Origin of the sequence: Nocardioides plantarum (assembly GCF_006346395.1) — a bacterium.
Taxonomy (GTDB): Bacteria; Actinomycetota; Actinomycetes; order Propionibacteriales; family Nocardioidaceae; genus Nocardioides; species Nocardioides plantarum.
This window is the reverse complement of record NZ_VDMS01000002.1, coordinates 51,994-78,071: the sequence shown is the minus strand read 5'-3', so window position 1 is coordinate 78,071 and position 26,078 is coordinate 51,994. Positions and strand designations below refer to the sequence as shown.

31 protein-coding genes are annotated in these 26,078 nt (G+C 72.4%); 15 read left to right on the top strand and 16 right to left on the bottom strand.

What is annotated here, in order from left to right; translation table 11 throughout:
* Window positions 1-3 precede the first annotated feature (3 nt).
* Window positions 4-1,278 carry a 3-phosphoshikimate 1-carboxyvinyltransferase gene (aroA, locus tag FJQ56_RS12400; protein ID WP_246084133.1) on the bottom strand — a complete coding sequence of 425 codons (1,275 nt, stop codon included), beginning with the start codon at window positions 1,276-1,278 and terminating at the stop codon, window positions 4-6.
* Window positions 1,279-1,302: 24 nt separating this feature from the next.
* Window positions 1,303-1,827 (bottom strand): DoxX family membrane protein, encoded by a 525-nt coding sequence (locus FJQ56_RS12395; protein ID WP_140009893.1) that lies wholly within the window; start codon window positions 1,825-1,827, stop codon window positions 1,303-1,305.
* A 54-nt stretch (window positions 1,828-1,881) separates the two neighbouring features.
* Here FJQ56_RS12395 and FJQ56_RS12390 point away from each other — a divergent pair, with 54 nt between their 5' ends.
* The 4 genes from FJQ56_RS12390 (at window position 1,882) to rsrA (ending at window position 4,348) form a co-directional block, all read left to right on the top strand.
* Window positions 1,882-2,691: an SOS response-associated peptidase gene (locus FJQ56_RS12390; RefSeq protein WP_140009892.1), complete on the top strand. Its 810-nt coding sequence runs from the start codon at window positions 1,882-1,884 to the stop codon at window positions 2,689-2,691.
* Window positions 2,688-3,341: an alpha/beta family hydrolase gene (locus FJQ56_RS12385; RefSeq protein ID WP_170215393.1), complete on the top strand. Its 654-nt coding sequence runs from the start codon at window positions 2,688-2,690 to the stop codon at window positions 3,339-3,341. The genes FJQ56_RS12390 and FJQ56_RS12385 overlap by 4 nt, the downstream gene beginning before the upstream one ends.
* Window positions 3,342-3,404: 63 nt before the next feature.
* Entirely contained in the window at window positions 3,405-4,049 is a 645-nt protein-coding gene (locus tag FJQ56_RS12380; protein ID WP_140009891.1) for a sigma-70 family RNA polymerase sigma factor, read from the top strand.
* Window positions 4,049-4,348 carry a mycothiol system anti-sigma-R factor gene (rsrA, locus tag FJQ56_RS12375; RefSeq protein WP_140009890.1) on the top strand — a complete coding sequence of 100 codons (300 nt, stop codon included), beginning with the start codon at window positions 4,049-4,051 and terminating at the stop codon, window positions 4,346-4,348. The genes FJQ56_RS12380 and rsrA overlap by 1 nt, the downstream gene beginning before the upstream one ends.
* Before the next feature lie 80 nt (window positions 4,349-4,428).
* Here the strand turns inward: rsrA and FJQ56_RS23080 are convergent, their stop codons facing one another.
* The 5 genes from FJQ56_RS23080 to FJQ56_RS12355 all read right to left on the bottom strand — a co-directional run bounded on the left by FJQ56_RS23080 (window position 4,429) and on the right by FJQ56_RS12355 (window position 8,037).
* Window positions 4,429-4,503 (bottom strand): 50S ribosomal protein bL37, encoded by a 75-nt coding sequence (locus FJQ56_RS23080; protein ID WP_370692322.1) that lies wholly within the window; start codon window positions 4,501-4,503, stop codon window positions 4,429-4,431.
* Window positions 4,504-4,579: 76 nt separating this feature from the next.
* Window positions 4,580-4,951: a thioesterase family protein gene (locus tag FJQ56_RS12370; RefSeq protein WP_140009889.1), complete on the bottom strand. Its 372-nt coding sequence runs from the start codon at window positions 4,949-4,951 to the stop codon at window positions 4,580-4,582.
* On the bottom strand, window positions 4,951-5,466 hold the full coding sequence (locus tag FJQ56_RS12365; protein WP_246084132.1) for a GNAT family N-acetyltransferase: 516 nt from the start codon (window positions 5,464-5,466) through the stop codon (window positions 4,951-4,953). Before FJQ56_RS12365 ends, FJQ56_RS12370 begins: the two co-directional genes overlap by 1 nt.
* Window positions 5,467-5,468: 2 nt before the next feature.
* On the bottom strand, window positions 5,469-7,166 hold the full coding sequence (locus tag FJQ56_RS12360) for an acetolactate synthase (RefSeq protein WP_140009888.1): 1,698 nt from the start codon (window positions 7,164-7,166) through the stop codon (window positions 5,469-5,471).
* 28 nt (window positions 7,167-7,194) lie between these two features.
* Complete coding sequence (locus FJQ56_RS12355; RefSeq protein ID WP_140009887.1) at window positions 7,195-8,037, bottom strand: DUF2785 domain-containing protein; 843 nt, start codon at window positions 8,035-8,037, stop codon at window positions 7,195-7,197.
* Between the two features lie 64 nt (window positions 8,038-8,101).
* Between FJQ56_RS12355 and FJQ56_RS12350 the strand changes: the two genes are divergently transcribed.
* Window positions 8,102-9,583, top strand: a complete 1,482-nt coding sequence (locus FJQ56_RS12350) for a sensor histidine kinase (RefSeq protein WP_211350986.1) — start codon at window positions 8,102-8,104, stop codon at window positions 9,581-9,583.
* 53 nt (window positions 9,584-9,636) lie between these two features.
* On the opposite strand, the gene FJQ56_RS12345 is transcribed toward FJQ56_RS12350, so the two are convergent.
* A complete protein-coding gene (locus tag FJQ56_RS12345) occupies window positions 9,637-9,888 on the bottom strand; it encodes a WhiB family transcriptional regulator (RefSeq protein WP_027863177.1) in 252 nt (83 codons plus the stop codon).
* 188 nt (window positions 9,889-10,076) lie between these two features.
* On the opposite strand from FJQ56_RS12345, the gene FJQ56_RS12340 reads away from it, so the two are divergent.
* Window positions 10,077-10,472 (top strand): hypothetical protein, encoded by a 396-nt coding sequence (locus tag FJQ56_RS12340; protein WP_140009885.1) that lies wholly within the window; start codon window positions 10,077-10,079, stop codon window positions 10,470-10,472.
* 37 nt (window positions 10,473-10,509) lie between these two features.
* Here FJQ56_RS12340 and FJQ56_RS12335 read toward each other — a convergent pair whose 3' ends face one another.
* From FJQ56_RS12335 to sodN, 3 genes are all read right to left on the bottom strand, one after another.
* A complete protein-coding gene (locus tag FJQ56_RS12335) occupies window positions 10,510-11,385 on the bottom strand; it encodes an RNA polymerase sigma factor SigF (protein WP_140009884.1) in 876 nt (291 codons plus the stop codon).
* A gap of 2 nt (window positions 11,386-11,387) precedes the next feature.
* A complete protein-coding gene (locus FJQ56_RS12330; RefSeq protein WP_140009883.1) occupies window positions 11,388-11,816 on the bottom strand; it encodes an ATP-binding protein in 429 nt (142 codons plus the stop codon).
* A 145-nt stretch (window positions 11,817-11,961) separates the two neighbouring features.
* Complete coding sequence (gene sodN / locus FJQ56_RS12325) at window positions 11,962-12,363, bottom strand: superoxide dismutase, Ni (protein WP_140009882.1); 402 nt, start codon at window positions 12,361-12,363, stop codon at window positions 11,962-11,964.
* 50 nt (window positions 12,364-12,413) lie between these two features.
* Here sodN and FJQ56_RS12320 point away from each other — a divergent pair, with 50 nt between their 5' ends.
* The 3 genes from FJQ56_RS12320 to FJQ56_RS22450 all read left to right on the top strand — a co-directional run bounded on the left by FJQ56_RS12320 (window position 12,414) and on the right by FJQ56_RS22450 (window position 14,527).
* Complete coding sequence (locus FJQ56_RS12320; RefSeq protein ID WP_140009881.1) at window positions 12,414-12,755, top strand: S24/S26 family peptidase; 342 nt, start codon at window positions 12,414-12,416, stop codon at window positions 12,753-12,755.
* Window positions 12,756-12,879: 124 nt separating this feature from the next.
* Window positions 12,880-13,995 carry an NAD(P)-dependent malic enzyme gene (locus FJQ56_RS12315; protein WP_140010416.1) on the top strand — a complete coding sequence of 372 codons (1,116 nt, stop codon included), beginning with the start codon at window positions 12,880-12,882 and terminating at the stop codon, window positions 13,993-13,995.
* Window positions 13,996-14,020: 25 nt separating this feature from the next.
* A complete protein-coding gene (locus FJQ56_RS22450) occupies window positions 14,021-14,527 on the top strand; it encodes a hypothetical protein (RefSeq protein ID WP_211350984.1) in 507 nt (168 codons plus the stop codon).
* A gap of 40 nt (window positions 14,528-14,567) precedes the next feature.
* Here the strand turns inward: FJQ56_RS22450 and zwf are convergent, their stop codons facing one another.
* Window positions 14,568-16,010, bottom strand: coding sequence for a glucose-6-phosphate dehydrogenase (gene zwf, locus FJQ56_RS12305; protein ID WP_140009880.1), 1,443 nt, complete (start codon window positions 16,008-16,010; stop codon window positions 14,568-14,570).
* A gap of 56 nt (window positions 16,011-16,066) precedes the next feature.
* Here zwf and FJQ56_RS12300 point away from each other — a divergent pair, with 56 nt between their 5' ends.
* Window positions 16,067-17,035 carry a zinc-binding dehydrogenase gene (locus FJQ56_RS12300; RefSeq protein WP_140009879.1) on the top strand — a complete coding sequence of 323 codons (969 nt, stop codon included), beginning with the start codon at window positions 16,067-16,069 and terminating at the stop codon, window positions 17,033-17,035.
* A 1-nt stretch (window position 17,036) separates the two neighbouring features.
* A complete protein-coding gene (locus tag FJQ56_RS12295) occupies window positions 17,037-17,741 on the top strand; it encodes an SDR family oxidoreductase (protein WP_140009878.1) in 705 nt (234 codons plus the stop codon).
* Between the two features lie 15 nt (window positions 17,742-17,756).
* Here FJQ56_RS12295 and FJQ56_RS12290 read toward each other — a convergent pair whose 3' ends face one another.
* Together FJQ56_RS12290 and FJQ56_RS12285 are read right to left on the bottom strand one after the other, a co-directional pair.
* Complete coding sequence (locus tag FJQ56_RS12290) at window positions 17,757-19,238, bottom strand: amidase (RefSeq protein WP_140009877.1); 1,482 nt, start codon at window positions 19,236-19,238, stop codon at window positions 17,757-17,759.
* A gap of 147 nt (window positions 19,239-19,385) precedes the next feature.
* Complete coding sequence (locus tag FJQ56_RS12285) at window positions 19,386-20,021, bottom strand: TetR family transcriptional regulator (RefSeq protein ID WP_140009876.1); 636 nt, start codon at window positions 20,019-20,021, stop codon at window positions 19,386-19,388.
* A gap of 135 nt (window positions 20,022-20,156) precedes the next feature.
* Here FJQ56_RS12285 and FJQ56_RS12280 point away from each other — a divergent pair, with 135 nt between their 5' ends.
* From FJQ56_RS12280 to FJQ56_RS12270, 3 genes are read left to right on the top strand one after another with little or no spacing between them, the layout of a single operon-like run.
* A complete protein-coding gene (locus FJQ56_RS12280; protein ID WP_140009875.1) occupies window positions 20,157-21,335 on the top strand; it encodes a ferredoxin reductase in 1,179 nt (392 codons plus the stop codon).
* 22 nt (window positions 21,336-21,357) lie between these two features.
* Window positions 21,358-22,467, top strand: coding sequence for a fatty acid desaturase family protein (locus FJQ56_RS12275; protein WP_140009874.1), 1,110 nt, complete (start codon window positions 21,358-21,360; stop codon window positions 22,465-22,467).
* 28 nt (window positions 22,468-22,495) lie between these two features.
* Complete coding sequence (locus FJQ56_RS12270) at window positions 22,496-22,729, top strand: hypothetical protein (RefSeq protein ID WP_140009873.1); 234 nt, start codon at window positions 22,496-22,498, stop codon at window positions 22,727-22,729.
* 43 nt (window positions 22,730-22,772) lie between these two features.
* Here the strand turns inward: FJQ56_RS12270 and FJQ56_RS12265 are convergent, their stop codons facing one another.
* Window positions 22,773-23,432, bottom strand: coding sequence for a TetR/AcrR family transcriptional regulator (locus FJQ56_RS12265; protein WP_140009872.1), 660 nt, complete (start codon window positions 23,430-23,432; stop codon window positions 22,773-22,775).
* Window positions 23,433-23,490: 58 nt separating this feature from the next.
* Here FJQ56_RS12265 and FJQ56_RS12260 point away from each other — a divergent pair, with 58 nt between their 5' ends.
* Window positions 23,491-24,951: an MDR family MFS transporter gene (locus FJQ56_RS12260; protein WP_170215392.1), complete on the top strand. Its 1,461-nt coding sequence runs from the start codon at window positions 23,491-23,493 to the stop codon at window positions 24,949-24,951.
* Here FJQ56_RS12260 and FJQ56_RS12255 read toward each other — a convergent pair.
* Window positions 24,845-26,053, bottom strand: coding sequence for an MFS transporter (locus tag FJQ56_RS12255; RefSeq protein WP_170215391.1), 1,209 nt, complete (start codon window positions 26,051-26,053; stop codon window positions 24,845-24,847). The two genes, FJQ56_RS12260 and FJQ56_RS12255, sit on opposite strands and share 107 nt — an antisense overlap.
* Between the last annotated feature and the right edge of the window lie 25 nt (window positions 26,054-26,078).

The following is a 26,078-nucleotide window of genomic DNA, read 5'->3' as shown; positions in this document are numbered from 1 at the left end:
CCCTCACGGGAGCAGTGCCGACCAGAAGTCGGCGAAGTCGGGGAACGTCTTGCTCGTCGTGGCGACGTCCTCGACCAGGACCCCGTCGACGGCGGCACCGATGATCACGCCCGCGTGGGCCATCCGGTGGTCGGCGTAGGTGTGCCAGACCCCGCCGCGCAGCGGGGCCGGGATGATCGAGAGGCCGTCGGGGTGCTCGACGACGCCGGCCCCCAGAGCGCTGATCTCGGTGGCGAGCGCGGTGATCCGATCGGTCTCGTGACCACGGATGTGGGCGATGCCGCGCAGGTGCGAGGGCCCCTCGGCGAGCGTGCACAGCGCGGCCACCGCAGGCGTCAGCTCGCCGACGTCGTGCAGGTCGAGGTCGACACCCTGGAGCCTCGTGGGGCCGGTGACCTGCAGCCCGACGTCGGTGCGCTCGACGGTGCAGCCCATCAGGGACAGGATCGAGCGCAGCTCGTCGCCCGGCTGCGTGGTGTGCTCCGGCCAGTCCCGCACCGTCACCGTGCCGCCGCTGACGGCGGCCAGGGCCAGGAACGGGGCGGCGTTGGACAGGTCGGGCTCGATCACGTGGTCGACCGCCTTGACCGCCCCGGGCGCGACCGACCAGCGGTTGGCCTCGGAGTCGTCGACGTCGACCCCGTGCTCGCGCAGGATCGCGACCGTCATGTCGATGTGGGGGAGCGAGGGCACGGGCTTGCCGTCGTGGCGCACGTCGACGCCGTGCTCGAAGCGGGCCCCGGCCAGCAGCAGGGCCGACACGAACTGCGAGGACGCCGAGGCGTCGATGACGACCGTGCCGCCGGGCACGCTGCCCGTGCCGCGGATGGAGAACGGCAGCGCACCGCGCCCCTCGTCGCGCACGTCGACCCCGAGGGCGAGCAGCGCGGTGAGCACCTCGCCGATCGGACGCTGGCGCATGTGCGGGTCGCCGTCGAAGGACACCGTGCCGGTCGACAGCCCGGCGATCGGCGGGACGAACCGCATCACCGTGCCGGCGAGGCCGCAGTCGACGTCGGTGTCGCCGGTGAACGGCGCGGGCGTGACCCGCCAGTCGGCACCGCTGGTGTCGACGTCGGAGCCCAGCGAGGTCAGCCCACGCGCCATCAGGAGCGTGTCGCGCGACCGCAGCGCCCGGCGTACGACGGAGGGCCCGTCGGCGATCGCGGCCAGCACGAGCGCCCGGTTGGCCAACGACTTGCTCCCAGGGAGCGTGACGACGACGTCGACGGGCTCGTGCACCCGGGGTGCGGGCCAGGGATCGAGGGGGTCGCTCACCCGCGACAGCCTATCGAGCCGAGGTCAGCTGACCTTGGCCTTGGCCAGCTTGGCCTCGCGGCGGGTGCTGGCGGCGAGGTGCTTGGCCTCGCGGCGGGCGGTCTTGACGCCGCGGCGGGCCCGCCAGGCGAGCCCGGGCTTGCCGTCGGTGTCGCCGGCGACGATCAGGAGGGCGCCGGTCAGGGCGAGGTTCTTGGCGAACTGCATCGTCTGGGCCTTCTTGGCGACCGGGTCGGTCTCGGCCCAGAACGCGTGCCCCGCGATCGTGGTCGGCACGAGGGAGCCGACGAGGGCGGCGGCGCCCAGCCGGGGCGCCCGGCCGGTCGCCAGGGCCAGCGAGCCCGCCACCTGCACGCCGGCGTTGAGCCGGACGAGCTGCTGGGCGTCGCTCGGCAGCGGGATACCCGCCTTCTTCGCCAGCGGGACCAGCTTGTCGGCGACGGGGGCGGCCTTGGGGGCGGCCTTCGAGGGGTCCCGGAGGTTGCCTTGGGCCAGGTAGATGATCCCGGCGGCGATCAGGGGACGGGCGACAAGTCGGCTGAGGCTCATGACGACAACCTAGGCGATCGCCCGACGCCGGTTCCCACCCCTACTGTTGAACCCATGTGCGGCAGGTACGCGTCGAGCCGACGCCCCGACGACCTCGTGGACGAGTTCGACGTCGCCGAGTCGCGGGTCGAGGAGGCTCTCGAGCCCGACTACAACGTGGCGCCCACCAAGGACGTCTACGCCGTCCTCGAGCGGCCGCCGTCGGCCCGCGACGAGAGCGCGGCGGAGCGCGGACCCGACGCCGAGCCGCACCGCCAGCTGCGGGTCCTGCGGTGGGGGCTGGTCCCGTCGTGGGCCAAGGACCCCTCGATCGGCAGCCGGATGATCAACGCCCGGATGGAGACGGTGGCCGCCAAGCCGGCGTTCCGCCGGGCGTTCGCCAAGCGGCGGTGCCTGTTGCCCGCCGACGGCTACTTCGAGTGGTACGAGACCGAGGCGGTCACGGCCAGGGGCAAGCCCGTCAAGCAGCCCTACTTCATCCGTCCCCGAGACGGCGGCACCCTGGCCATGGCCGGGCTCTACGAGATCTGGCGCGACCCCACGCGTGACGAGGACGACCCCGACCGGTTCCGCTGGACCTGCACGGTCATCACGACCGACGCGGCCGACGACCTCGGCCGCATCCACGACCGGATGCCCCTGATGGTCGAGCCCGACCGGTGGGGCTCCTGGCTCGACCCCCGCACGGACCACGACGACCTGCTCGACCTGCTGGTCCCGGCGTCGCCGGGGCGGTTGGAGGCCTACCCGGTCTCGACGGCCGTCGGCAACGTGCGCAACAACGGTCCGCAGCTGCTCGACCCGCTGCCCCTCGACAACGACGACGCCAACGACGACGCCGACGACCAGGAGACCCTGCTGTGAGCGTGCGCCACGAGCTCCTCGTCGACACGCCCCACGGTGAGGGTCGCCTGGTCACCGACCGCAGCCGCAAGCCGATCGCGACCCTGCTGCTCGGCCACGGCGCCGGCGCCGGCATCGACACCCACGACCTCGAGGCGCTGGCCGAGGCCCTGCCTCGCAACGACGTCACGGTCGTGCGCTTCGAGCAGCCGTGGAGGCGCGCGGGCCGCAAGGTCGCCACGGCGCCCCCGACCCTCGACGAGGCGTTCGTCGCGGGAGCCGACCGGCTGCGCACCCGCTCGCCGCTGGTCGTCGGGGGGCGCTCCGCCGGTGCCCGGTCGGCCGCCCGGACCGCCAAGCGGCTCGGCGCCGTCGGCTGCCTGGCCCTGGCCTTCCCGCTGCACCCGCCGGGCCGGCCCGAGAAGTCGCGGCTGGCCGAGCTGCGGGGTGCGCGCGTCCCGACCCTGGTCGTGCAGGGCGAGCGCGACGCGATGGGGCGCCCGGAGGCCTTCCCGGCCGACCTCGACCTGGTCGTGGTCCCCGGCGCCGACCACTCCTTCCGGGTGCCCCGACGCGGCGACGTCTCGCAGGAGGAGGCGCTCGAGATCCTGGTGCAGTCGACGCTGGAGTGGATCGTGCGCGAGGTCGTCGGGAATGCCGCCCGGCCCTGACCGGTTCCACCTCATGTGATGGCCGTGATGGAACGTCCCGCCAGCGACGTACGCTGGGACCTGATGACTGAGTCAATGCAGATCTCCGAGGCCGAGCCCGAGGTCGCCGACCTGGCGACCGAGACCGAGGCCGAGCGCTCGCTGCGCTTCGAGCGCGATGCCCTCCCGTTCCTCGACCAGCTCTACTCGGCCGCGATGCGGATGACCCGCAACCCCGCCGACGCCGAGGACCTGGTGCAGGAGACGTTCGCCAAGGCCTACTCGGCCTTCCACCAGTTCAAGCCGGGCACCAACCTCAAGGCCTGGCTCTACCGCATCCTCACCAACACCTTCATCAACAACTACCGCAAGAAGCAGCGTCAGCCGCAGCAGTCGATGTCCGAGGACGTCGAGGACTGGCAGCTCGCGCGGGCCGAGTCCCACAGCTCCTCGGGGCTGAAGTCGGCCGAGATGGAGGCGCTGGAGCACCTGCCCGACTCGCAGGTCAAGGACGCGCTGCAGCGCCTGCCCGAGGAGTTCCGGCTCGCGGTCTACCTCGCCGACGTCGAGGGCTTCGCCTACAAGGAGATCGCCGAGATCATGGAGACGCCGATCGGCACCGTGATGTCCCGCCTGCACCGCGGACGACGCCAGCTGCGCGACATGCTGTCCGACTACGTGCGCAGCAACGACCTGCTGTCGGCCGCGACCGTGGAGGCGAAGTCCTGATGGCCGGCGACCACGCCCACGACCACGGCGCCGGCCCGGCGGCCGACGCCGAGTGCGCCGACTTCCTCGAGCGCATCGTCTACTTCCTCGACAACGAGCTCGACGACGCCGACTGCGCCGACGTACGGGTCCACCTCGACTCCTGCAACCCCTGCCTGGTCAAGTACGACCTGCAGCGCACGGTGAAGTCCGTCGTAGCGCGCTCGTGCAGCGAGGTGGCTCCCGCCGACCTGCGTGAGCGGGTCCGGATCCGGATCCGCGAGGTCCAGGTGCAGATCCAGGTCTCGCCCGAGGGCTGACCCCCCCGGCGCCGAGCCGGACCGACGTACGACAACAGAACCCCCGGCCGATGGCCGGGGGTTCGTCGTGTCAGCCGTGATCAGCTGTTGGGGCGCTTGCCGTGGTTGGCGGCCTTCTTGCGTCGCGCGCGACGCTTGCGTCCGGTCTTGCCCATGGTGTCCTCCTACGATCGAATCGAGCAAGTCTCTCAGGTCGGGGTGTGGTCGGTGAAATCGGCCGTCACCCGCCGGTCACAGACGGCTCAGGAAGCGCTCGGCGTCGACGACCACCCGCGTCACCTCACCGCTGCCGACGACCTTGGCCGGCGCCCCGCGGTCGACGTGCCGGGCGGCCACGGCGAAGCGGTGCAGCCGCCCGTCGACGTACGACGAGGACGCGCTGACCTCCACCTCCTGACCCACGGCCGAGGCGCCCAGGTGCTCGACCACGACGCGGGTGCCGACGCTGGTCGACCCGGCCGGCAGGGTCGGCTCGAGCGCGGCGCAGGTCGCGGCCTCGAGCCAGGCCAGCAGGCGCGGGGTGGCGAGCACGGGCAGCGAGCCCGAGCCGAGCGCGACCGCGGTGTCGTCGTCGGTCACGGTGAAGCGGAGGGTGGACTCCATCAGAGCTCCAGGGAGTAGGCGATCAGGTCGACCCCGGGGTGGGGCGACCAGTCGCGGTCGGGGACCCGGACGAAGCCGAGTCGTTCGTAGAGCCGGTGGGCGCCGGTCATCTGGTCGAGCGAGGACAGGACCACGGCCCGGGCCCCGTCGCTGCGGAACCGGTCGACGACGAGCTCGGTCAGCGCCCGGCCCACGCCGCGGCCCTGGGCCGCGGGGGAGACCGCGAGCATCCGGAACTCGCCCTCGCCGTCGCCCGCGATCTCGCGCCAGCGCGACCCGGGCGGGCAGACGGTGACGTTGCCGAGCACCTCGGCACCGACCTCCGCACCCACCCCGTCATTCACGTCGTCACGGTCCACGGCGACCCACACCTCGGCCTCGCGGTCGCGTCGGGCGACGTCGGCGAGCCGGAGCCGGTAGTCGTCGTCGGGCCCGAGCAGGAACGGCTCGTAGGCCGCGACGGTGAGCCGGCCGACCGCCTCGTGCTCGCCCGGGGCGACGCGTCGCAGGAGCACGCTCAGATGCCGAAGGTCGCGCGCGGGTAGGCGGCCTCGACGTCGGTGATGACGTTGACCAGGTAGGGCACCCCGGAGGCGAACGCCCGGTCGAGGGCCGCACCGATCTGCCGGGGGTCGGTGACGGTCTCGCCCGCGCCACCGAGGGCCCGCACGACGCCGTCGTAGGCCGTGCGCGGGGCGAGGTCGGCGGCGACGTCGTAGCCGTAGAGCATCTGCATCGGGCCCTTCTCCAGGCCCCACGCCGAGTTGTTGCCCATCACCATCACGACCGGGAGGTCGTGGCGCACCAGGGTGTCGACGTCCATCAGCGAGAAGCCGGCCGCGCCGTCGCCCAGGAGCAGCACCACCTGCGCCGACGGGCGGGCGATCCGGGCGGCGATGGCCGCGCCGAGGCCGGCGCCGAGGCAGCCGTAGGGGCCGGGGTCGAGCCAGCCGCCGGGCCGCTGCGGCTCGACGTACTTGCCGGCGAAGCTGACGAAGTCACCGCCGTCGCCGATCACGACGGCGTCGTCGGCCAGCCGCGGGACGAGCTCGCCGTAGATGCGGGCCGGGTGGATCGGATCGGCCTCGGCGGTCAGGAGGGCCCGGTCGCGCTCGACGCCGGCAGCGACGCCGTCCTGCAGCGACGTCACCCACGGTCCCCAGGCTGGCTTCGGTCCGCGCTCGAGGGCGGCCAGCAGGCCGTCGAAGAAGGTCGTCAGGTCGCCATGGGCCGAGGCGGCGAGGGTCGCGTGCTGCGAGACCTGGGCGGCGGAGTCGGCCACGTGCACGACCCGGGCGTCACCGAAGACGCCGTAGCCCAGCCGGAAGTCGAGCGGGGTGCCGACCACCACGACCAGGTCGGGCTCCTTGAGGGCCTGCCCGCGTGCCTTGGTGACCAGCAGCGGGTGTCCGCCGGGGACGATGCCGCGGCCCATCCCGTTGGTGATCGTCGGCAGCCCGGCGGTCTCGACCAGGCGAAGGGCGGCGACCTCGGCGCCGTCGGCCCACACATCGGTTCCGAGGATCAACGTCGGACGGGACGCCCCGGCCAGCAGCCGCGCGATGGTGGCGATCGCGTCGGGGTCGGGCTCGGCGCCGCGGTCCCGCTCGCCGCTGGGCGCAGGGCCGGAGGAGGAGGCGAAGAACTCGTCCATCGGCACGTCGACGAACACCGGTCCACGGTGCGACGACCCGGCCAGCCGGAAGGCGTGGTCCATCCCGTCGAGCACGTCGCCGGCGGTCGGCAGGGTCGCGGCGTGCTTGGAGACCGAGGCCACGATGGGCGGCTGGTCGAGCTCCTGGAGGCTGCCGGTGCCCCAGCGGCTCTGCGGGGCACGCCCGCCGACGACGACCATCGGGGACCCCGCGAACTGGGCCTGGGCGATCGCGCTGACGCCGTTGGTCACTCCGGGACCGGCCGTCAGCACCGCCAGTCCGGGCACCCGGGTCAGCTTGCCGGTCGCCTCCGCGGCGAAGGCGGCGGTCTGCTCGTGGCGCACGTCGAGGAGCCGCACGGGCGGGCCCTGGCCCTCCTGCTGCGTCCGCACGGCCCCGTCGTACATGGGGAAGACGTGGGCGCCGGACAGCGTGAACATCGTCTGCACCCCGTGGGCTCGCGCCACGGCGACGGCCAGCTCGCCCGAGTGGCCGGCCACCTCACCGGCCGGGCCGCCGGCCGGGTCGTCGGCTGCGGGGGCGTCTGTGAGCTCGGTCATGCTCGCAGGCTACCGATGCCCGGTGGGCTCACATCTTCTGGAAGGACGGGTTCGTCTCGCGGAGCAGGCCGACGAGCACCAGCATCAGGTCGGCGCGGACCGTGGGCGGGCGGCTGCCGATGGCCAGCTGCAGGTAGAGCGAGCGCAGGAACGCCTGGGCGTTGCCGGTGGGCAGGAACGGGTCGGAGTCGCCGGAGTGGGCGAACGGCGAGGCCCCGGCGGAGATCCGGTTGAGCCAGGGCTCGAGCACGGTCATCGGGACCGAGCCACGGCGCAGCACCGCCATGGTGGTGCCGACGAGGCGGTCGTGCTCGCCGTGCGTGAACGGGCGCTCGACGGGCAGCAGCAGCCGGTCGGCGACGACGTCGAGCACGACGGTCAGCTCGGCGTGCCCCAGGTGCGGCGAGGCGGCCAGCGCCCCGAGGGCGTCGGCACCGTGGGCCACGGCGTGCGCCCAGCCCTTGCCGTCGACGAAGCCGCGCAGGTCCTGCTCGCGCAGGACCCAGGTCGCGATCGCGTCGCCCCACTGCAGGACCTTGCCGCCGAGCACCAGCGGGCGGCTGTTGTCGCGGCGGATGCACTCGGCCAGGACCAGCACCGAGAAGGTGCGCCGGAAGACGCTGTCGGTGTCGCGCTCGCCGAGCCCGGCGGTGAGGCCCGCGACCATGCCGTCACCCAGGCCGGGGAGCAGGTCGTCGTAGACGCCGCGGGAGATCCAGGTCGCGAGCGTGGGGTACGCCGTCTTGTCGCGGAGCTCGGGATCGACCTCGCCGAGCATGAGCGTGAGCTCCTCGGTCAGGTCGGCCAGGGAGCGTCCCTCGGGCACCCTGAAGTCGTCGTCGTGCACCTGCTTCCAGTTCACCCGAGACACGGGGGGAATCCTCGCAGAACCAGGGCCTCCTGACCCATCCGGGGGACGGGCCTATCCTCGCGACGTGCTGTCCTTCACCGAGATCGTCCGCACGCGCACCGACCTCGGCCGTGACGACGTGGCGTGGCTGCAGCTCCTCCAGGCCGACTGGCAGATCATCGCCGACCTGTCGTTCGCCGACCTGGTGCTCTGGCTGCCCGACCGCGCCGGCACCGGGTTCTGGGCCGTGGCCCAGATGCGGCCCACGACCGGGCCCACGGCGTACGTCGACGACGTGGTCGGCACGTTCGTCGAGCGGGGCAGGCGTCCGCTCCTCGACGCCGCGCTCGAGCAGGGCCGCACGGCCCGCGAGGGCGACCCGGAGTGGCGTGACGAGGTGCCGGTGCGGATGGAGTCGATCCCCGTCGTACGTGCGGGCACCGTCATCGGCGTGATCGGACGGCACACCAACCTGCTCGGGGTGCGCACCCCGAGCCGTCTGGAGCTGTCCTACCTGCAGACCGCCACCGACCTGACCCAGATGATCGCCACGGGGCACTTCCCGGCCACCGGCCAGCGCAGCGACCACGCCGACTCACCTCGCGTCGGTGACGGCTTCCTGCGCGTCGACGAGCTGGGGCACGTGGTCTACGCGAGTCCCAACGCGCAGTCCGTCTACCGCCGGCTCGGGCTGTCCGGCGACCTGGCCGGGCTGCTGCTGGCCGACCTGGTGCGCGAGCTGGTGCCCCCGCGACGTCGACCCGACGAGGAGACCCTGAGCGCCGTCCTCGGCGGCCGGGCGCACCGCGACGTCGAGATCGGGACCGACGGCAACGACGGGGTGTCGCTGATCGTCCGCTCGATCCCGCTGCGCCCCGCCGGCGTCCACATCGGCGGGCTGATCCTGGTGCGTGACGTGACCGACCTGCGTCGCCGCGATCGCGAGCTGGTCACCAAGGACGCGACGATCCGCGAGATCCACCACCGGGTCAAGAACAACCTGCAGACCGTGGCGGCCCTGCTCCGGCTCCAGGCGCGTCGCATCGACAACGAGACCGCCAAGCTGGCCCTCGAGGAGGCCGTACGCCGGGTCGGCTCGATCGCGATCGTCCACGAGACGCTGAGCCAGGCCGTCGAGGAGACCGTCGCCTTCGACGAGATCGCCGACCGTCTGGGCGCCATGGTCACCGACGTGAGCGCCTTCACCGGGCGGGTCCGGGTCCACCGTGACGGCACGTTCGGGGTGCTGCCCTCGCAGGCGGCCAACGCCCTGGCGATGGTGCTGACCGAGCTGCTGCAGAACGCCGTCGAGCACGGCTACGACGACGCCGACCAGGCGGCGACCGGCGTCATCGAGGTCAGCGTGCGCCACGACGCCGGCCGGATGCACGTCACCATCGACGACGACGGGCGTGGCCTGCCCGCGGGGTTCAGCCTCGAGGGCTCGACCAACCTGGGCCTGTCCATCGTGCGCACGCTCGTGGAGTCCGAGCTCGATGGCCAGCTGACGATGAGCACCCGCCTCGAGGGCGGGACCCGTGTCGAGGTCGACGTACCGGAGGTCTAGGTGCCGGAGGTCTGGGTGCCCGTGCTCGTCGGGTCAGTGCGGAAGCCGCTCGGTCAAGCGGTCCGGACGCGGGCCCGGGCGTTGCGGCGCTTGAGCGCGCGACGCTCGTCCTCGCTGAGTCCGCCCCAGACACCGTGGTCCTGGCCGGCCTCGAGGGCCCAGGCGAGACACTGCTCGCGCACGTCGCAGCGTCGGCACACCTGCTTGGCCTCCTCGATCTGGAGGATGGCCGGTCCGGTGTTGCCGATGGGGAAGAACAGTTCCGGGTCCTCGTCGAGGCACGCAGAACGGTGACGCCAATCCATGGCAGGGGGTCCTTCGAAGTAGATATGTGCAGGCAGGGATGCTCAGGCCTGCGGGCGCGCGACTAGTCCTGTGTGTGAAGGATTTCACGAACGCCCGCCCACTGTGGCAACTATCGGTGCTCGGATCAAGTGTTTGCGCTGGTCGGTTGGGTCACAGGACCTCGCGGGCGGCGTCGTAGGCTCGCCGCGTGAGCGATCCGACCCCGCCCCGCGCGCCGACCCCACTGCTCCTCGCCGCCCTCCTCGTGGCGCTTCAGGGAGCCGGACTGGTGGCGCTCGCGGTCGTCGGACTGGCCGACCTGGTGTCCTCGCGGATCGAGGTCGGCGTGTCGGTGTCGGTCTTCTTCGCCCTGTACGGCGTGGCGCTGGCCGCGTGCGCGTGGGCGCTCACCCGGCGCCGCGGCTGGGCGCGTGGTCCGGTCATGCTGACCCAGCTCATCCAGCTCGGGATCGCCTGGAACGCCCGCGAGCACGCGCTGCTCGCCGTACCCCTGGCCGTGACGGCGCTGGTCGCACTCGTGGCGATGGTGCAGCCGGCCAGCATCGAGGCGCTGCTCGGCGTGCCCGACGAGGAGTCGGCCTGAGCAGGCCCGGACAGGCCCGGACCGGCCCGACCGGGGCTCAGTCGGCGTCGGGCGCCTCGAGTGAGGTCCGCAGCTGGTCGAGGGTGCGGGTCAGCAACCGCGACACGTGCATCTGCGAGACGCCGATCTCCTCGGCGATCTGCGACTGCGTCATGTTCTTGAAGAACCGCAGCAGCAGGATCTTCTTCTCCCGCGGGGCCAGCTGCTCGAGCAGCGGCTTGAGCGACTCGCGGATCTCGACGTGCTCGAGCCCCTCGTCCTCGATGCCGATGGCGTCGAGCATGCTCGAGCCGCCCTCGTCGGAGTCGTCGGTGGCGTCGAGCGACAGCGTGGAGTAGGCGTTGCTCGACTCGATGCCCTCGACGATGTCCTCGACCGAGCAGCCGATCGACTCGGCGAGCTCACGCGGGGTCGGGGACCGGCCCAGGCTCTGGGTGAGCTCGGCGGTGGCTGCGCCGATCTGCATCCGCAGCTCCTGGAGCCGACGGGGCACCCGGATCGCCCAGCCCTTGTCGCGGAAGTAGCGCTTGATCTCGCCGATGATCGTGGGCGTGGCGTAGGTCGAGAACTCGACGCCCCGCTCGGTGTCGAAGCGGTCGATGGACTTGATCAGCCCGATGGTGCCGACCTGCACGAGGTCCTCGTAGGGCTCGCCGCGGTTGCGGAAGCGTCGGGCGCAGTGCTCGACCAGCGGCAGGTGCAGGTGGACGAGGAGGTCGCGGGCGTGCGACCTGCTCGCCTCGGACCCGAGGTCGTCGCGGAGCTCCTCGAACAGCTCGGCGCTGCGCCGTCGGGTCCTGGCGACACGGTTCTGACGGTCCTGCTGCTCCGGCGTGAGCACGGGCGGGTCCGGCTGGTCCGGCTGGTCCGGTGTCGCGTCCTGCGACCGGCCCCGAGTCTGGTCGACGTCCATGGTCAGCCGCCGACACCGGCGGCGGACGACGTCATGGTCAGCACGACGGCGTAGCGCCCGCGGGAGGACTCGATGTCGGCCGAGGAGGCCAACGTGGTGAGCACCTGCCAGGCGAAGCTGTCGAGGTCGGGCACCGGGTTGGTGGCGGCCTCGACGGTGATGGCGACGACCATCGAGCCGGGGGACAGGCGGAAGGTCGCGACCAGGTCGCTGCCCTCGTCGGCGTGCTCGAGCACCATGGCGTTGGCCTCGCCGACCGCGATCCGCAGGTCCTCGATGTCGTCCATGGTGAAGTCGAGGCGGGCGGCCAGGCCCGCGGTGGTCGTGCGCAGCACCGAGGCGTAGGCACTGTCGGCGGGAAGTCGCAGCTCGACGTCGGCGCGACCCCCGGGTGTGACGGGCTGGTCGGCGGGGTGGGACGGCACAGACATGGGGCATGGTCCTTCGCTCACGTGGCTCGGCTCCGCGACCCTACTGCGCTCCGGCGCCGGGCGGGCCTGGGACGTCCCCGGACGACGACCGCCCCCGTCCCGCAGAGCGCGGGTCGGGGGCGGGTACGTCGTGCGGGGGAGCCGATCAGGCCTTCTTGGTCTCCCAGAAGATCTCGGCGATCTCGTCGATCTTGGCGAGCAGCTGGTCGGCCACGTCGGCGTCGAGGGTGCCCTTGGCGCCGCCGGCGCCGGCGAGCTTGGTGGCCTCGTTGACCAGGGTGTGCAGCTGCGGGTACTTCTCGAAGTGCGGGGGCTTGAAGTAGTCGGTCCACAGCACCCACAGGTGGTGCTTGACCAGCTCGGCGCGCTGCTCCTTGATCAGGATCGCGCGGACGCGGAAGTCGGGGTCGTCGTTGTCGGCGACCTTGGCGATGATGGCCTTGATCGACTCGGCCTCGATGCGGGCCTGGGCGGGGTCGTAGACGCCGCACGGCAGGTCGCAGTGGGCCTGGACCTCGAGGGTGGGGGCGAAGAAGCGGGAGAGCATGTGGTTCCTCTCGTACGAAAGATGAGTCGGCCCTTGCGACACTACTCCGCATGAGCCGCCGCGGACCCAGACCCCTCGGGGTGGCCGTGGTGCGTGGGCGGTCGATGCTGCCGGGCCTGCGCGACGGCGACCGCCTCCTCGTGGCGTACGCCGCGCAGCCGCGGGTCGGCGACGTGGTCGTCGCCCGCTTCGCCGACGGCACCGTCGCGGTCAAGCGGGCGACCGGGCGGCGTACGACGCGCACCGGCGGGGCCGGTTGGTGGCTGCTCAGCGACAACGCGGAGGAGGGGCTGGGGGACTCGCGGGCCCGCGGCGTCGTCCCCGCCGAGGCCGTGCTGGGCGTGGTCCGGTGGCGCCTGTGGCCCCGCCCCACACGGGTCCGCGGCGTGTGAGCCGCGTCTCCCGAGATAGCCGGACCGCCCGGGCGGCGTTGTGGAAGTATCGCCGATCGTGGCTGACACCGAAGGACACCCGCACGCCGGGGACCCCGTCTTCGACCTGCACGTCGGCGGCAAGATGCAGATCGCCTCGACGGTCTCCCTGGCCGGCAAGGACGACCTCTCCCTCGCCTACACCCCCGGCGTCGCGCTCGTGTGCGAGGCCATCGCGGCCGACCCGTCGCTGAGCCGGCACTACACCTGGGTGCCCAACGTGGTCGCCGTGATCACCGACGGCACCGCCGTGCTCGGCCTCGGCGACATCGGCCCGGCCGCCGCGATGCCCGTGATGGAGGGCAAGGCCGTGCTCTTCAAGCAGTTCGGCGGCGTCGACAGCGTCCCGATCTGCCTCGACACCACCGACACCGAGGAGATCATCGAGACCGTCGTGCGGCTGGCGCCGAGCTTCGGTGGCATCAACCTCGAGGACATCTCCGCGCCGCGCTGCTTCGAGATCGAGGACCGGCTCAAGGAGCGCCTCGACATCCCCGTCTTCCACGACGACCAGCACGGCACCGCCGTCGTCGCCCTCGCCGCGCTCGAGAACGCGCTCAAGCTGACCGGTCGGGAGCCGGGCACGACGCGCGTGGTGATCTCCGGTGCCGGCGCCGCCGGTGTCGCGATCGCCAAGATCCTCATCGAGGCCGGCATCACCGACATCGCCGTCACCGACCGCAAGGGCGTCGTCCACTCCAGCCGCAGCGACCTCACCCCGGTCAAGAGGGCCCTGGCCGAGATCACCGCCGACACCACGGGGCGCTCGGGCTCGCTGGCCGACGTCCTCGACGGCGCCGACGTCTACCTCGGCGTCTCCGGCGGCACGATCCCCGAGGAGGACGTCGCCCGGATGGCGCCGGAGGCCATCATCTTCGCGATGGCCAACCCGACTCCCGAGGTCCACCCCGACGTCGCCCACAAGTACGCCCGGGTCGTCGCGACCGGCCGCTCCGACTTCCCCAACCAGATCAACAACGTCCTCGCCTTCCCCGGTATCTTCCGCGGCGCCTTCGACGCCCACGCGACCGCCATCACCGAGGGCATGAAGCTGGCGGCCGCCAACGCGCTGGCCGCGCTGGTCGGCGACGACCTCGCCGAGGACTACGTCATCCCCTCGCCGTTCGACCCGCGGGTCGCACCCGCGGTGGCGACTGCCGTCGCGGCCGCGGCGCGCGCCGACGGTGTCGCCCGCGCCTGACGGCGTACGTGGCAGGGTGACGCCCATGCTGCGTCTCGGTGCCGTCGTCGTACCCGCCCTGCTGATCGGTCTCGCCGGGTGCGGTGGTGACGACGGCGACTCGGGCTCGGGCTCCGGCTCGGACGGGGGCGGCGAGGCGGCCGTCGCCCACCCGTGTGACGTGCTCACCCCCGACGAGGTGGCCGCGCTCCTCGGTCAGCAGGCGGAGCAGACCCGCCTCGAGCCCACCGGTGAGTCGACCGGCAGCTGCCTCTACCAGGTCGGCGACGGTGACGTCGGCATCGGTCTGTTCGGGCAGGCCGGCGCGAGCTTCGCCGAGGTGCTCGACGCCCGGCGTGACGAGGGCTACGAGGTGTCGGAGTACGACGCCGACGGGTTCGACGAGTCCTTCCGCGTCGTCGACTCCGACTTCCCCGACAAGATCGACCTCTACCTCGCGACCCAGGACAGCAGCTTCGTGCTCACCGTGCAGAACGGCGAGGAGGCCGCGTCGCTCGACCTTGCCGAGCAGCTGCTCCCGCAGCTGAGGTAGGCGCGCCAGCGGAACCCGCGCCCGGGTCGCCCACGGGTCGCTAGCGGTTGGTGCGGTCGCGCCAGACCCGCTCGAACGGCAGCCGCCAGGCGTGCGGCGCGATGAGCTGGTGGATCGCGTTGGGCCCCCACGAGCCGGGAGCGTAGCCGCGCACCGGGGGCGGGTTGTCGAGGAGCGGCTGCGACTTCTCCCAGAGCGTCTCGATGCCGGCGGCCGAGGTGAACAGGGTGTGGTCGCCGCGCATGGCGTCGTGGATCAGGCGCTCGTAGGCCTCGAGCACCAGGCCGGTGCTGGTGGTGTCGACGGTGGCGAACTGCATCGAGAGCTTCTCGAGCTTCATGCCCGGTCCGGGGCGCTTGCCGTAGAACGACAGCGACATCCGCGACTGGTCGGCCAGGTCGAAGGTGAGGTGGTCGGGCCCCTGGGTGCCGGCGTTGGAGCCGGCCGGGAACATCGACAGCGGGGGCTCCTTGAACGCGATCGAGATGATCCGCGCCCCCTCGGCCAGCTTCTTGCCGGTGCGCAGGTAGAACGGGACCCCGGCCCACCGCCAGTTGTCGATCTCGACCTTGAGGGCCACGAAGGTCTCGGTGTCGGAGTCGTCGGCGACGACCTCCTTGCCGCGGTAGCCGCCGTACTGGCCGCGCACCACGTCATGGGGGTCGATGGGGCGCATCGAGCGGAAGACCTTGAGCTTCTCCTCGCCGATCGGACCCGGGGCCAGCGTCGTGGGCGGCTCCATGGCCATGAAGGCCAGCACCTGCATCAGGTGGGTGACGACCATGTCGCGGTAGGCGCCGGTGGACTCGTAGAACTTCGTGCGGCCCTCGAGCCCGAGCGTCTCGGGTACGTCGATCTGCACGTGGTCGATGAAGTTGCGGTTCCAGATCGGCTCGAACAGGCCGTTGGCGAAGCGGAAGGCCAGGATGTTCTGGGCCGCCTCCTTGCCGAGGAAGTGGTCGATGCGGAAGACCTGGTCCTCGTCGAAGACCTGGTGGACCTCGTCGTTGAGCCGCTTGGCGCTCTCGAGGTCGACGCCGAAGGGCTTCTCCATGATGATCTTGGCGCGGTCGACGAGGTCGGCCTCGTGCAGCTCGTGGATCACGTCGAGCGCAGCCTTCGGCGGCACGCTGAGGTAGTGCAGCCGGCCCACCTCGCCGGTGCCCGCACCGGCGAGCTCGGACTCGCACTCCTTGACCAGGGTCGCCAGGGCGTGGGGGCCGGCCGTGGTCGGCACGTAGCGCAGTCGCTTGGAGAAGTGGCGCCACCGCTCGTCGGTGATGTCGCCCTTGCCGAACTCCTCGCAGGCGGCGCGGGCCAGGGCGTCGAAGGCCTCGCCGTCGAGCTCCTCGAGCGAGGTGCCGATGACCCGGCAGTCGGGCAGCAGACGGGCTTCGAACAGGCGCAGCAGACCGGGCAGCAGCTTGCGTCGGGCCAGGTCGCCGGTCGCACCGAAGAGGACGACGACGTAGGGCTGATCCATGTCTTCCACGGTAGTCCTCGCAGGTTGCTGGGAGATGACGCAGATACTCTCGCACCATGTTCGCCGTCTACGCAGAGTCCTTCTCCTCCGAGTCGCCCCTCGACGGTCTGGTGCTGGGCGAGCGACCCGACCCGGTCGCCCCCGACGGCTGGACCACCGTCACCGTCAAGGCCGCCTCGCTCAACCACCACGACGTGTGGTCGCTGCGCGGCGTCGGCCTGAAGGAGGAGGCCCTGCCCATGATCCTGGGCTGCGACGCCGCCGGGCTCGACGAGGACGGCAACGAGGTCGTCGTGCACGCCGTGATCAGCGACCCGTCCTGGCGCGGCGACGAGACCTTCGACCCCCAGCGCTCGCTGCTCTCCGAGCGACACCAGGGCACCCTGGCCGACAAGGTGATCGTGCCCCGCCGCAACGTCGTGCCCAAGCCGGCCTCGCTGTCGTTCGCCGAGGCGGCGTGCCTGCCGACCGCGTGGCTGACGGCCTACCGGATGCTCTTCACCCGCGGCGGCCTCACGGCCGGTGACACCGTCCTGGTGCAGGGCGCCGGCGGGGGAGTCGCGACGGCCTGCATCATCCTGGCCCGGGCGGCCGGCCTCCGGGTGCTGGCGACCTCGCGCGACGAGGCCAAGCGGACCCGCGCCCTCGAGATCGGTGCGCACGACGTCTTCGAGTCCGGCGCCCGGCTGCCGGTCAAGGTCGACGCGGTGATGGAGACCGTCGGGCGCGCCACCTGGTCACACTCGATCCGGGCGCTGCGTCCCGGCGGCACGATCGTGGTCAGCGGCACGACGTCCGGCCCGAAGCTCGACGACGCCGAGCTGACCCGCATCTTCTTCCTGCAGCTCTCGGTCGTCGGCTCCACGATGGGCACCCGCGACGAGCTGGCCAAGCTGGTCGCGATGCTCGACGCCACCGGCACCAAGCCGCTGATCGACCGCGAGGTCGCCCTCACCGACGCCCGCGAGGGCTTCGCCGCGATGGCCGGCGGCGACGTGTTCGGCAAGATCGTCTTCACGCGCTGAGGTGGCCACCCACCTGATCACCGGGGCTGGCTCCGGCATCGGCGCGGCCCTGGCCGAGCGCCTCCACGACCGCGGCGACGACCTCGTGCTCCTCGCGCGCTCCGAGGAGCGCGCCGCCGACCTCCGGGCCCTCCACCCCGGGGCCACGACCGTGGTCTGCGACCTCGCGTCGCCCGACCTCGTCGCGCAGGATGTGCGTCGGGCGGGTCCGCTGCCCGACCGGCTCCACTCGGTCATCCACTCCGCCGGCGTGGTCGACCTGGCGCCGGTGGCCGAGCTCGACCCTGCCCTCCTGCGCGCCCAGCTCGACGTCAACCTCGTCTCGCCGATGCTGCTGACCCGCCTGCTGCTCCCGGCCGTACGCCGGGCCCGGGGGCTGGTCGTGCTGGTCAACTCCTCCGCCGGGCTGTCCGCCAGTGCCGACTGGTCGGCGTACGCCGCCTCGAAGTTCGGCCTGCGCGCCTTCGCCGACTCACTGCGCGCCGAGGAGGTCGACCACGGGGTGCGGGTGACCACGATCTTCCCGAGCCGCACGGCCACGCCGATGCAGGAGAAGGTCCACGAGCAGGAGGGGCGCACCTACGACCCGGCGCGCTGGATCAGCCCTGCCACGGTCGCCGACACGATCCTGCACGTCCTCGACCTGCCCGACGACGCCACGATCCCCGAGGTGACGGTGCGACCGGTCGTGCCGCGCGCGACCTGACCCGCCGTCGGCCTCCTACAGCGACGGGCGCCGGTCCGCCCAGGGAGCGGCCTGCTCGAGCTGGGCGGCCAGGCGCAGCAGCAGGCCGTCGGAGCCGAGGCGGCCCACGAGCTGGCTGCCGATGGGCAGACCGGCGGCGGTCCAGTGCAGCGGGACGGTGATGGCCGGGCGACCGGTGAGGTTGGCGAGCTGGGTGTAGGGCACCCAGCCGAGGTTCTGGCTGATCATCTGGTCGACGATCGGCGTCAGCCGCAGCAGGCTCGCGGCACGCGCGGTCAGCAGCGCGCGCTGCGCGAGCCGGACCGGCCGCGGCGCGTCGAAGGCGCCGACGCGCGGCGGAGGGGTCGCGGTCGTCGGGGTCAGCAGCAGGTCGAAGCGCTCGTGGAACTCCGCGAGGCGGCGTACGTGGGTGTGACGGTTCTCGACCGCGCGCACGAAGTCGATCGGGCCGGTCGCGCGCCCCAGCGCCGCCATCGTGAGGGTGTCGTCCTCGAAGCCGCTGTCGCCGCTGCCGGAGGCGCGCTTGGCCTCGTCGACGGAGTAGGCGCAGTAGACGAACCAGCTGGTGAGGAAGTCCTTGGCCAGGGCCGCGTCGTCGAACGGTGCGGTGTCGAGGTGCTCGACGTGGTGGCCGAGGCTCTCGAGAAGCGCGCCGGTCGCCACGGCGGCGGCCACCGCCTCGGGGTCCGGGTCGGGGTTGATCGAGCTCGCGGTGCACAGGCCGATGCGCAGGACGCCCGGGTCCCGACCCACCTCGTCGGCGTACGACGTCGCCGGCATCGCCGGCAGGTACGGGGAGTACGACGCCGCGCCGACGAGCACGTCGAGCATGGCCGCGCTGTCGCGGACCGAGCGGGAGATCACGCCGTCGGTGGCGGTCCCGCCGAGCGGCTCGCCGTGGGCGGGACCTGAGGGCACCAGGCCGCGGGTCGCCTTGAGCCCGAAGAGCCCGCAGGCCGAGGCGGGGATCCGGATCGAGCCGCCCCCGTCGCTGGCCCCGGCGGCCGGCACGATGCCCGCGGCGACCGCCGCGGCGGCACCGCCCGAGGAGCCGCCGGGCGTGTGGTCGGTGTTCCAGGGGTTGCGGGCGGGGCCGAAGAGCTCCGACTCGGTGATGCCCTTGGCGCCGAACTCGGGGGTGTTGGTCTTGCCGAGCACCACCAGGCCGGCGTCGAGCCAGCGCTGGACGACGTCGGCGTGCTCGGCGGCCACGGTCGTGGCCAGCGAGCGCGAACCGCCGCTGGTCGGGTAGCCGGCGACGTCCTGGTGCAGGTCCTTGACCAGGAACGGCACCCCGGCGAACGGGCCGTCGTCGCGGCCGGTCGCCGACGACGTGGCCGGCGGGTCCACATCGACGACGACGGCGTTGACCCGGTCGTTGACCTGCGCGATGCGGGCCCGGGCGGCGGTGAGCAGCTCGTCGGAGGTGACCGTGCCGGTCCGGACCAGCTCGGCCAGGCCGAGGGCGTCGTGGGCGGCGTACTCGTCGTGATCCATGCCCGGACCCTACTGAGCCGGCCCCGTCAGGAGATCCGGAGTCCGTCGACGCCGACGGCGTCGATGAGCGGGAGACCACCTCGCCGTGCTCGGACAGGACGGTCCGTCAGGGGATCGTGATCACGGACGTGACGCTGTCGCGCGCGCTCAGCCGCGCGAGGTCCAGCCGAGCGCGCCGATGATCACCATCCGCAGCTGGGTGCGCGCGCGCTCGCCGACGGCCTTCTCGGCGTCGGGACGACCACCGGCCACCAGGATGTCCTCGGCCGTGGCGACCATCGCGGTCACGATGAGGTTGGAGAGGACCTGCAGGTCCTCGGGGCTCCAGCTCTCGGTGCCGGGGAGCCTCGCGAGGTCGGTGGCGAGCTCGCGCTCGCACAGCTCGATCTGGTGGCGGATCGCCGCCCGGACCGACAGCGGGCCGGCCGCGCGCTCGCGCACGATGAAGTTGAAGTGCTGCCGCTCCTTCTGCACGTGGCTGACCAGGGTGTCGACGGACTGGTCGACGATGTCGCGATAGGTCGGGTCGTGGCGACGTACGTCGCGCAGCATGGCGCGCAGGGACACGAAGGACTCGTCGACCAGGGCCAGGCCGAGCGACTCGATGGAGTCGAAGTGGCGGTAGAACGCGGTCGGGACGATGCCCACCTGCTTGGCCACCTGGCGCAGCGACAGGGCGACGAGGCTGCTCTCCTCGCAGAGCACCAGCGTGGCGTCGAGGATGGCGCGGCGGGTGCGCTCCTTGCGCGCGACACGCGTCTCGTGGTCGGGGCTCTCGGTCACCCGCTGGAGTCTAGGTCGTACCGACGGGTAGGTCCCGGTGCACGTGTGTCCACGCTCACGGGAGTCGATGGTTGACCGTCATCCGGGGGGCGCGGCATGCTTTGGGTGTACACACGTACACTCACAGGAGGCGACATGAGCACCACCGCCCCACCCTCAGCCCCACCCTCGGTCCCACCCTCAGCCCCCGCGCCCGTCGCGTCCCTGGGACGGCGCATCCTGCGCTCGCGGGTGCTGGCCGCCCTGGCCTCGCCCCACGGCGTCGACCGCTACCTCGAGCTGGTCAACCCGATGTGGGCGGCTCAGGAGGTCCGGGCGCGCGTCGTCTCGGTCGAGCGCGAGAACCCCGACTGCGACCCCGAGCGGTCGGCTGCAGTCGCGACCATCACCCTGCAGCCGACGGCGACCTGGCGCGGTCACCGCGCCGGCCAGTACGTCCAGGTCGGCCTCGACCTGCCCGGCTCGGCGCGGCGGATGACCCGCTGCTTCACCATCGCCTCGGCGGCATCGGTGCCGGGGGAGCGGATCGAGCTCACCGTCCGCGCCCACGCCGACGGCCAGGTGTCCCGGCACCTCGTCACGGCCGAGCCCGGCCAGATCGTCCACCTCAGCCAGGCCCAGGGCGAGTTCACGCTCGCCGAGAGCCCGGCGACGCCGACCAACAACCACCTGCTCTTCATCACCGGCGGCTCCGGCATCACCCCGGCGATGTCGATCGTGCGCACCCTGCTCCGCGACGGGTACGACGGCCGGGCGGGTCGCCGCGTCACCTTCCTGCACTACGCCCGCTCGCCCGAGGACCAGATCTTCGCCGACGAGCTCGCGAGCATCGCCGCCGCCGACAACGACGTCACGGTCCACCTGCGCCACGGCGACCACGTGTTCTCCGAGTTCGAGCTGCGCCGGCTCGTGCCGCGCTACCGCGACACCGACACGTGGGCCTGTGGCCCGGCCGGTCTCATGGAGCTCGTCGGGGCGGCGTACGCCGGGGGCGCGGAGCGTCGGCTGCGCACCGAGCTGTTCAAGGCGCCGAGGCCGACGGCCGGCTCCGCGGAGGGCGACGTCGCGTTCACCCGGTCCGGCACCGTGCTCGCCGAGGCCGCCAACTCCGGCGCCACCCTCCTCGAGCAGGCCGAGGCGCTGGGGCTCACGCCCGAGTTCGGCTGCCGGATGGGCATCTGCTTCTCCTGCACGACCCGCAAGACCGAGGGCACCGTCCGCAACGTGCTGACCGGCGCCACCTCGTCGCTCCCCGACGAGGACATCCAGATCTGCGTGAGCGCCCCCGAGGGCGACTGCGCCGTCGAGCTGTAACGAGCTTCAAGGAGACCACGACATGTCCGCAGCACACATCGAAGACATCCTCGAGTCCATCGACCTCGAGCAGGCCAAGGCCGAGACCGCGAAGCTCACCGCCGAGCAGCTCGACGCGTTCGGCGCCGAGATGGACGCCATCCGGCAGCGGATCCTCGACGACCTCGGCGAGGAGGACGCGGCCTACATCCGCAAGGTCGTCAAGCTCCAGCGCGGGTTCGAGATCGCCGGGCGGGCGTTGTTCTACCTGCCGCCGGCCTGGCCGCTCGCGGTCGCGTCGCTGTCGGTCTCCAAGATCCTCGAGAACATGGAGATCGGCCACAACGTGATGCACGGCCAGTACGACTGGATGGGCGACCCGGGCCTCAACTCCCGGATGTACGACTGGGACAACGTCTGTCCCGGTGAGCAGTGGAAGTACAGCCACAACTACATCCACCACACGTTCACCAACATCCTCGGCAAGGACCGCGACATCGGCTACGGCATCCTGCGCATGGACGAGGACCAGAAGTGGCACCCCTACTACCTCGGCAACCCGCTCTACGCGTTCCTGCTGATGGTGTTCTTCGAGTGGGGCGTCGCGATGCACGACCTCGAGGTCGAGAACCTCGTCAAGGGCACCCGCAAGCTGGAGGACAACAAGGCCCTGCACGCCGGCATCATGCGCAAGGTCAAGCGCCAGGCGATCAAGGACTACCTGCTGTTCCCGGCCCTGACCGGCCCGCTCTTCCCGCTGACCTTCGCCGGCAACGCGACCGCCAACCTGATCCGCAACGTCTGGGCCTTCAACATCATCTTCTGCGGGCACTTCCCGGCCGGCGTCGCAACGTTCACCGAGCAGGAGTGCGAGGACGAGTCGCGCGGTCATTGGTACTACCGCCAGCTCCTCGGCTCGGCCAACATCACCGGCGGCAGGCTGTTCCACCTGATGACCGGCAACCTCAGCTTCCAGGTCGAGCACCACCTCTTCCCCGACCTGCCGGCGCGGCGCTACCCGCAGGTGGCCGAGGAGGTCCGGGAGATCTGCCAGCGCTACGGCCTGCAGTACAACACCGGCCCGCTCGGCAAGCAGCTCCTCAGCGTCGCGAAGAAGATCTGCGCGATGGCCCTGCCGCCCGCCAAGGCGTGATCACCGTCCGCGCGGCACACTGGGTGCCATGCCCGATCCCGAGAGCGGTCCCGTGAGCCCCGACAAGCTGTCGAGGGCCGAGATCGGCAAGGACTCCCTCCAGTCCGCCGCCGAGGCGGCGGCCACCACCGTGGGCGAGGTCGCCACGATCATCACCGCCGCGGTCAAGGACATCGCCACCGTGGTCGGCGGGTTCGCCACCGAGGTCTTCGAGATCCGCGAGTCGGCCCGCAAGGCGGCCGAGGAGCACCAGGACGACTGACAGGTGGGCCGGCGGTGTCCGGAAGTGTCCGTCGCCGTCTGGTCTAGCGGCTGCCGTAGGCCCGCATGAAGGCGTGGACGCCGTCGACCATGATCTGACGGACGCGGTCGGCGTCGATCGCGCCGGGCTGGTGGTGGCCGAAGGCCAGCAAGGTGGTCAGGCCGTTGAAGTGGTCGGCCGCGAGCCGGGGGTCCTCGGCGTCGAGCAGGCCCGTCGAGGCGAAGTGGGCCAGTCGCTCGGCCACCGCCTCCTCGGGCGCGACGTTGAGCGGGTGGCTGGCCAGCTCGGGCAGCAGTGCGCCGTTCTCGGTGATGAGCCGGACGGTCGCGGTGTAGTCGGACGAGCCCAGCATCGACACCCCGACGGACACCGCGAAGTCGGTGAGGGCGCGCTCGAGGTCGGCCGTGGTGCGGATGTCCGCCGCGTCGGAGAGATGCTCGTCGAGGGCCTGCTGGAGCGTGGCGATCAGGGACTCCCCGGCGGCCACGACCACGGCGAGGAGCAGGCCGTGCTTGTCGCCGTAGTAGTCGTAGACGGTCCGCTTCGACACCGCGGCCTCGGCCGCGACGGCGTCCATGCTCGTGCGCTCGACGCCCTGGCGCACGAACAGCTCGCGCGCCGCGGACAGGATCGCCGCGCGCTTGTGGGCGAGGCCCTCGCGCACCGGCCTGGTCGACGTCGCGGTGCTCTGGTCGCTCTCCACGAGGCGATCCTACACTCGTCGGTGTACCTGCTACACGACACGGTGTAGTGTCGCTGGCGTGACCATCGAAGCCTCCCTGCCCCAGCCGGTCGTCTCCGACCGCCGCCTCACCCTGATCAGCCTGGTGCTGGTCCTGGGCGCCCTGACCACGCTGCTCGACACGACGATCGTCAACATCGCCCTCGACCACCTGCGCTCCACCTTCGACGTCGCCGTGGCGGACGCCCAGTGGATCTCGACCGGCTACCTGCTCGCCTTCGTCGCCGTCATCCCGGTCTCGGGATGGGTGTCGGAGCGCCTGGGGGACCGCACGACCTGGATGCTCGCCGTGGCCACGTTCATGGCCGGCTCGCTCCTGTGCGGCCTGGCCTGGTCGCTGCCCTCGCTCGTCGGGTTCCGCGTGCTCCAGGGTCTCGGCGGCGGGATGGTGCTGCCGGTGACGATCACGATCCTGACCCGGGCCGCCGGCAGGGACCGGATCGGGCGGGCCATCGCGACGATCGGCCTGATCGGTCAGCTGGCGCCGATCCTGGGGCCGGTCATCGGTGGCTCGATCGTGCACTCGATCAGCTGGCACTGGCTGTTCCTGGTCAACGTCCCGCTCTGCCTGGTCGCCCTGGCCCTGGGGCCGGCACTGCTGCCCTCCCACGCCGGCCGTGAGGGCCACCGTCTCGACACGGTCGGGTTGCTGCTGCTCACCCCGGGTGTGGCGCTGGTCGCCTTCGGGCTCAGTCGCGTCGGCGGCGACGACGGCTTCGCCGCGACGAGCGCCTGGCTGCCGCTGCTGGCCGGCGTCGTGCTCCTGGGCACGTTCACCGCAGGCGCCCTGCGCACCGGACCGGGCGCCCTCATCGACGTGCGCGTCTTCGCCCGGCGCAGCTTCGGCCTGTCCAGCGTCATCACCTTCGCCGCCGGCTTCTCGATGTACGCCCTGATGTTCCTGATGCCGATCTTCTACCAGCAGGCGCGCGGCGAGTCCGTGCTCCACACCGGCCTGCTGCTGATCCCCCAGGGCCTCGGCACCATGCTTTACATCCTCCTCGGCGGCCGGCTGGCGGCGCGGCTCGACCTGCGCCTCGTCGTCGCCGGCGGGGTCCTGCTCACGATGCTCGGCATCGTCCCGTTCGCCCTGGCCGATCCGGCGGGCGGCACGCCCCTGCTGCTGGCCGCCCAGCTGGTGCAGGGGTTCGGCATGGGGGCCGCCTCGCTCCCGGTGATGACGATGGCGTTCGCCAGCCTCGGTCCGGAGGAGACGCCGCGGGGGAGTGCCGCCTTCAGCATCGTGCAGCGGGTCGGGGCGCCGTTCGGGGTCACCGTCATCGCGGTCGTCCTGCAGAGCAACCTCGCGGGCGCCGCCACCCCGGCCGCGGTGCTCGGCGCGTTCCACACCACGTTCTGGTGGATCCTCGCGCTCAGCGCCGTCCCGCTCCTCCTGGCCGGCTTCGTCCCGGCCGGCCGGCGGTCGCCGGACCGGGACGACGCACTCTTCCCGTCGCGACCGCGGCCGCCGCTGCGGTGACCCCGGCGGCCAGGGCGAAGGCGAACGGCAGGCCGCGGGCGTCGCCGATCGCGCCGCCGGCCGCGGAGCCTGCTGCCTGACCCAGGGTGAGCATGACGAAGAGCATCGACGTGCCCGGCGCGGCTCGGTCCGGCACTCGCGAGCCGGCCCACGCGATGAGCGCGGTGGTGGCGGCGACGAACGACCAGCCGAAGGCGGCACACGCGACCAGCGCGAGTGCCGGGTACGACGCCCCGGCGGCGAGCACGGCGATCGAGACGCCGACGGCGCCGCAGCTGAGCAGCCACGCGCGCGGTGGTGGCAGCCGAGCCAGCCGCCCGGCCGTCACGACCGTCGCGGACCCGCCGACGCCGACCGCCATCCAGGCGACCACCGAGGCGTCGGCGCCCGCGCCCTGCGCGACGAGCAGACTGCGTCCGTAGGTCCAGACCGACGCGGAACCCGCGCCGAGCAGCAGCGCCGCGGCCGCCGGCCGCCGTAGGTCCCACATCCAGGCGTGGCCCTCGTCGTCCTGGTCGACCCGGTCGTCCTGGTCGGTCGGCTGGTCCTCGCCGTCCGTGCGGGCGGGTCCGTCGTACGCCGGTCGGGGTCGGTCGAGGGCGAGCACCGCGATGCCGGCGGCCGCGGTGACGATCGCGGCGACCGCGAACCCCAGCTGCCACCGGGGGAGCAGGACCAGCGCCAGTGCGCCGGCCGCCACGAGACCGGGTCCGGTGCCGGCGTTGACCACGGCCTGGGCCCGGTCGCGCTCCGCGCGCCGCACGTTGCGCTCGATGACGGCCACCATCCCCGGGGACGCGAGTCCCGCGCCCACCGAGCTGAGCACGGCCAGCGGCACGAACATCGCCACGTCCGTCGACAGCGCCATCCCCGCTGCGCCGCAGGAGGCGGTCGCCAGCGCGCCCACCACCAGCGCCCGGGCCCGGCCGCCGACGCCGAGGCCGAGCAGGGCGCCCAGGCAGTAGGCCACCGAGGACCCGGCTGCGACGTAGCCGGCCGCCGCCGACCCCAGTCCGATCGACGCCCGGATGTCGGGCAGGAACAGGCCGTAGCCCAGCCGGACCAAGCCGTAGGTGCCGGCGATCAGGCAGGTGCCGGCCACGACGAGGGCGGTGTCTGGTCGTCCA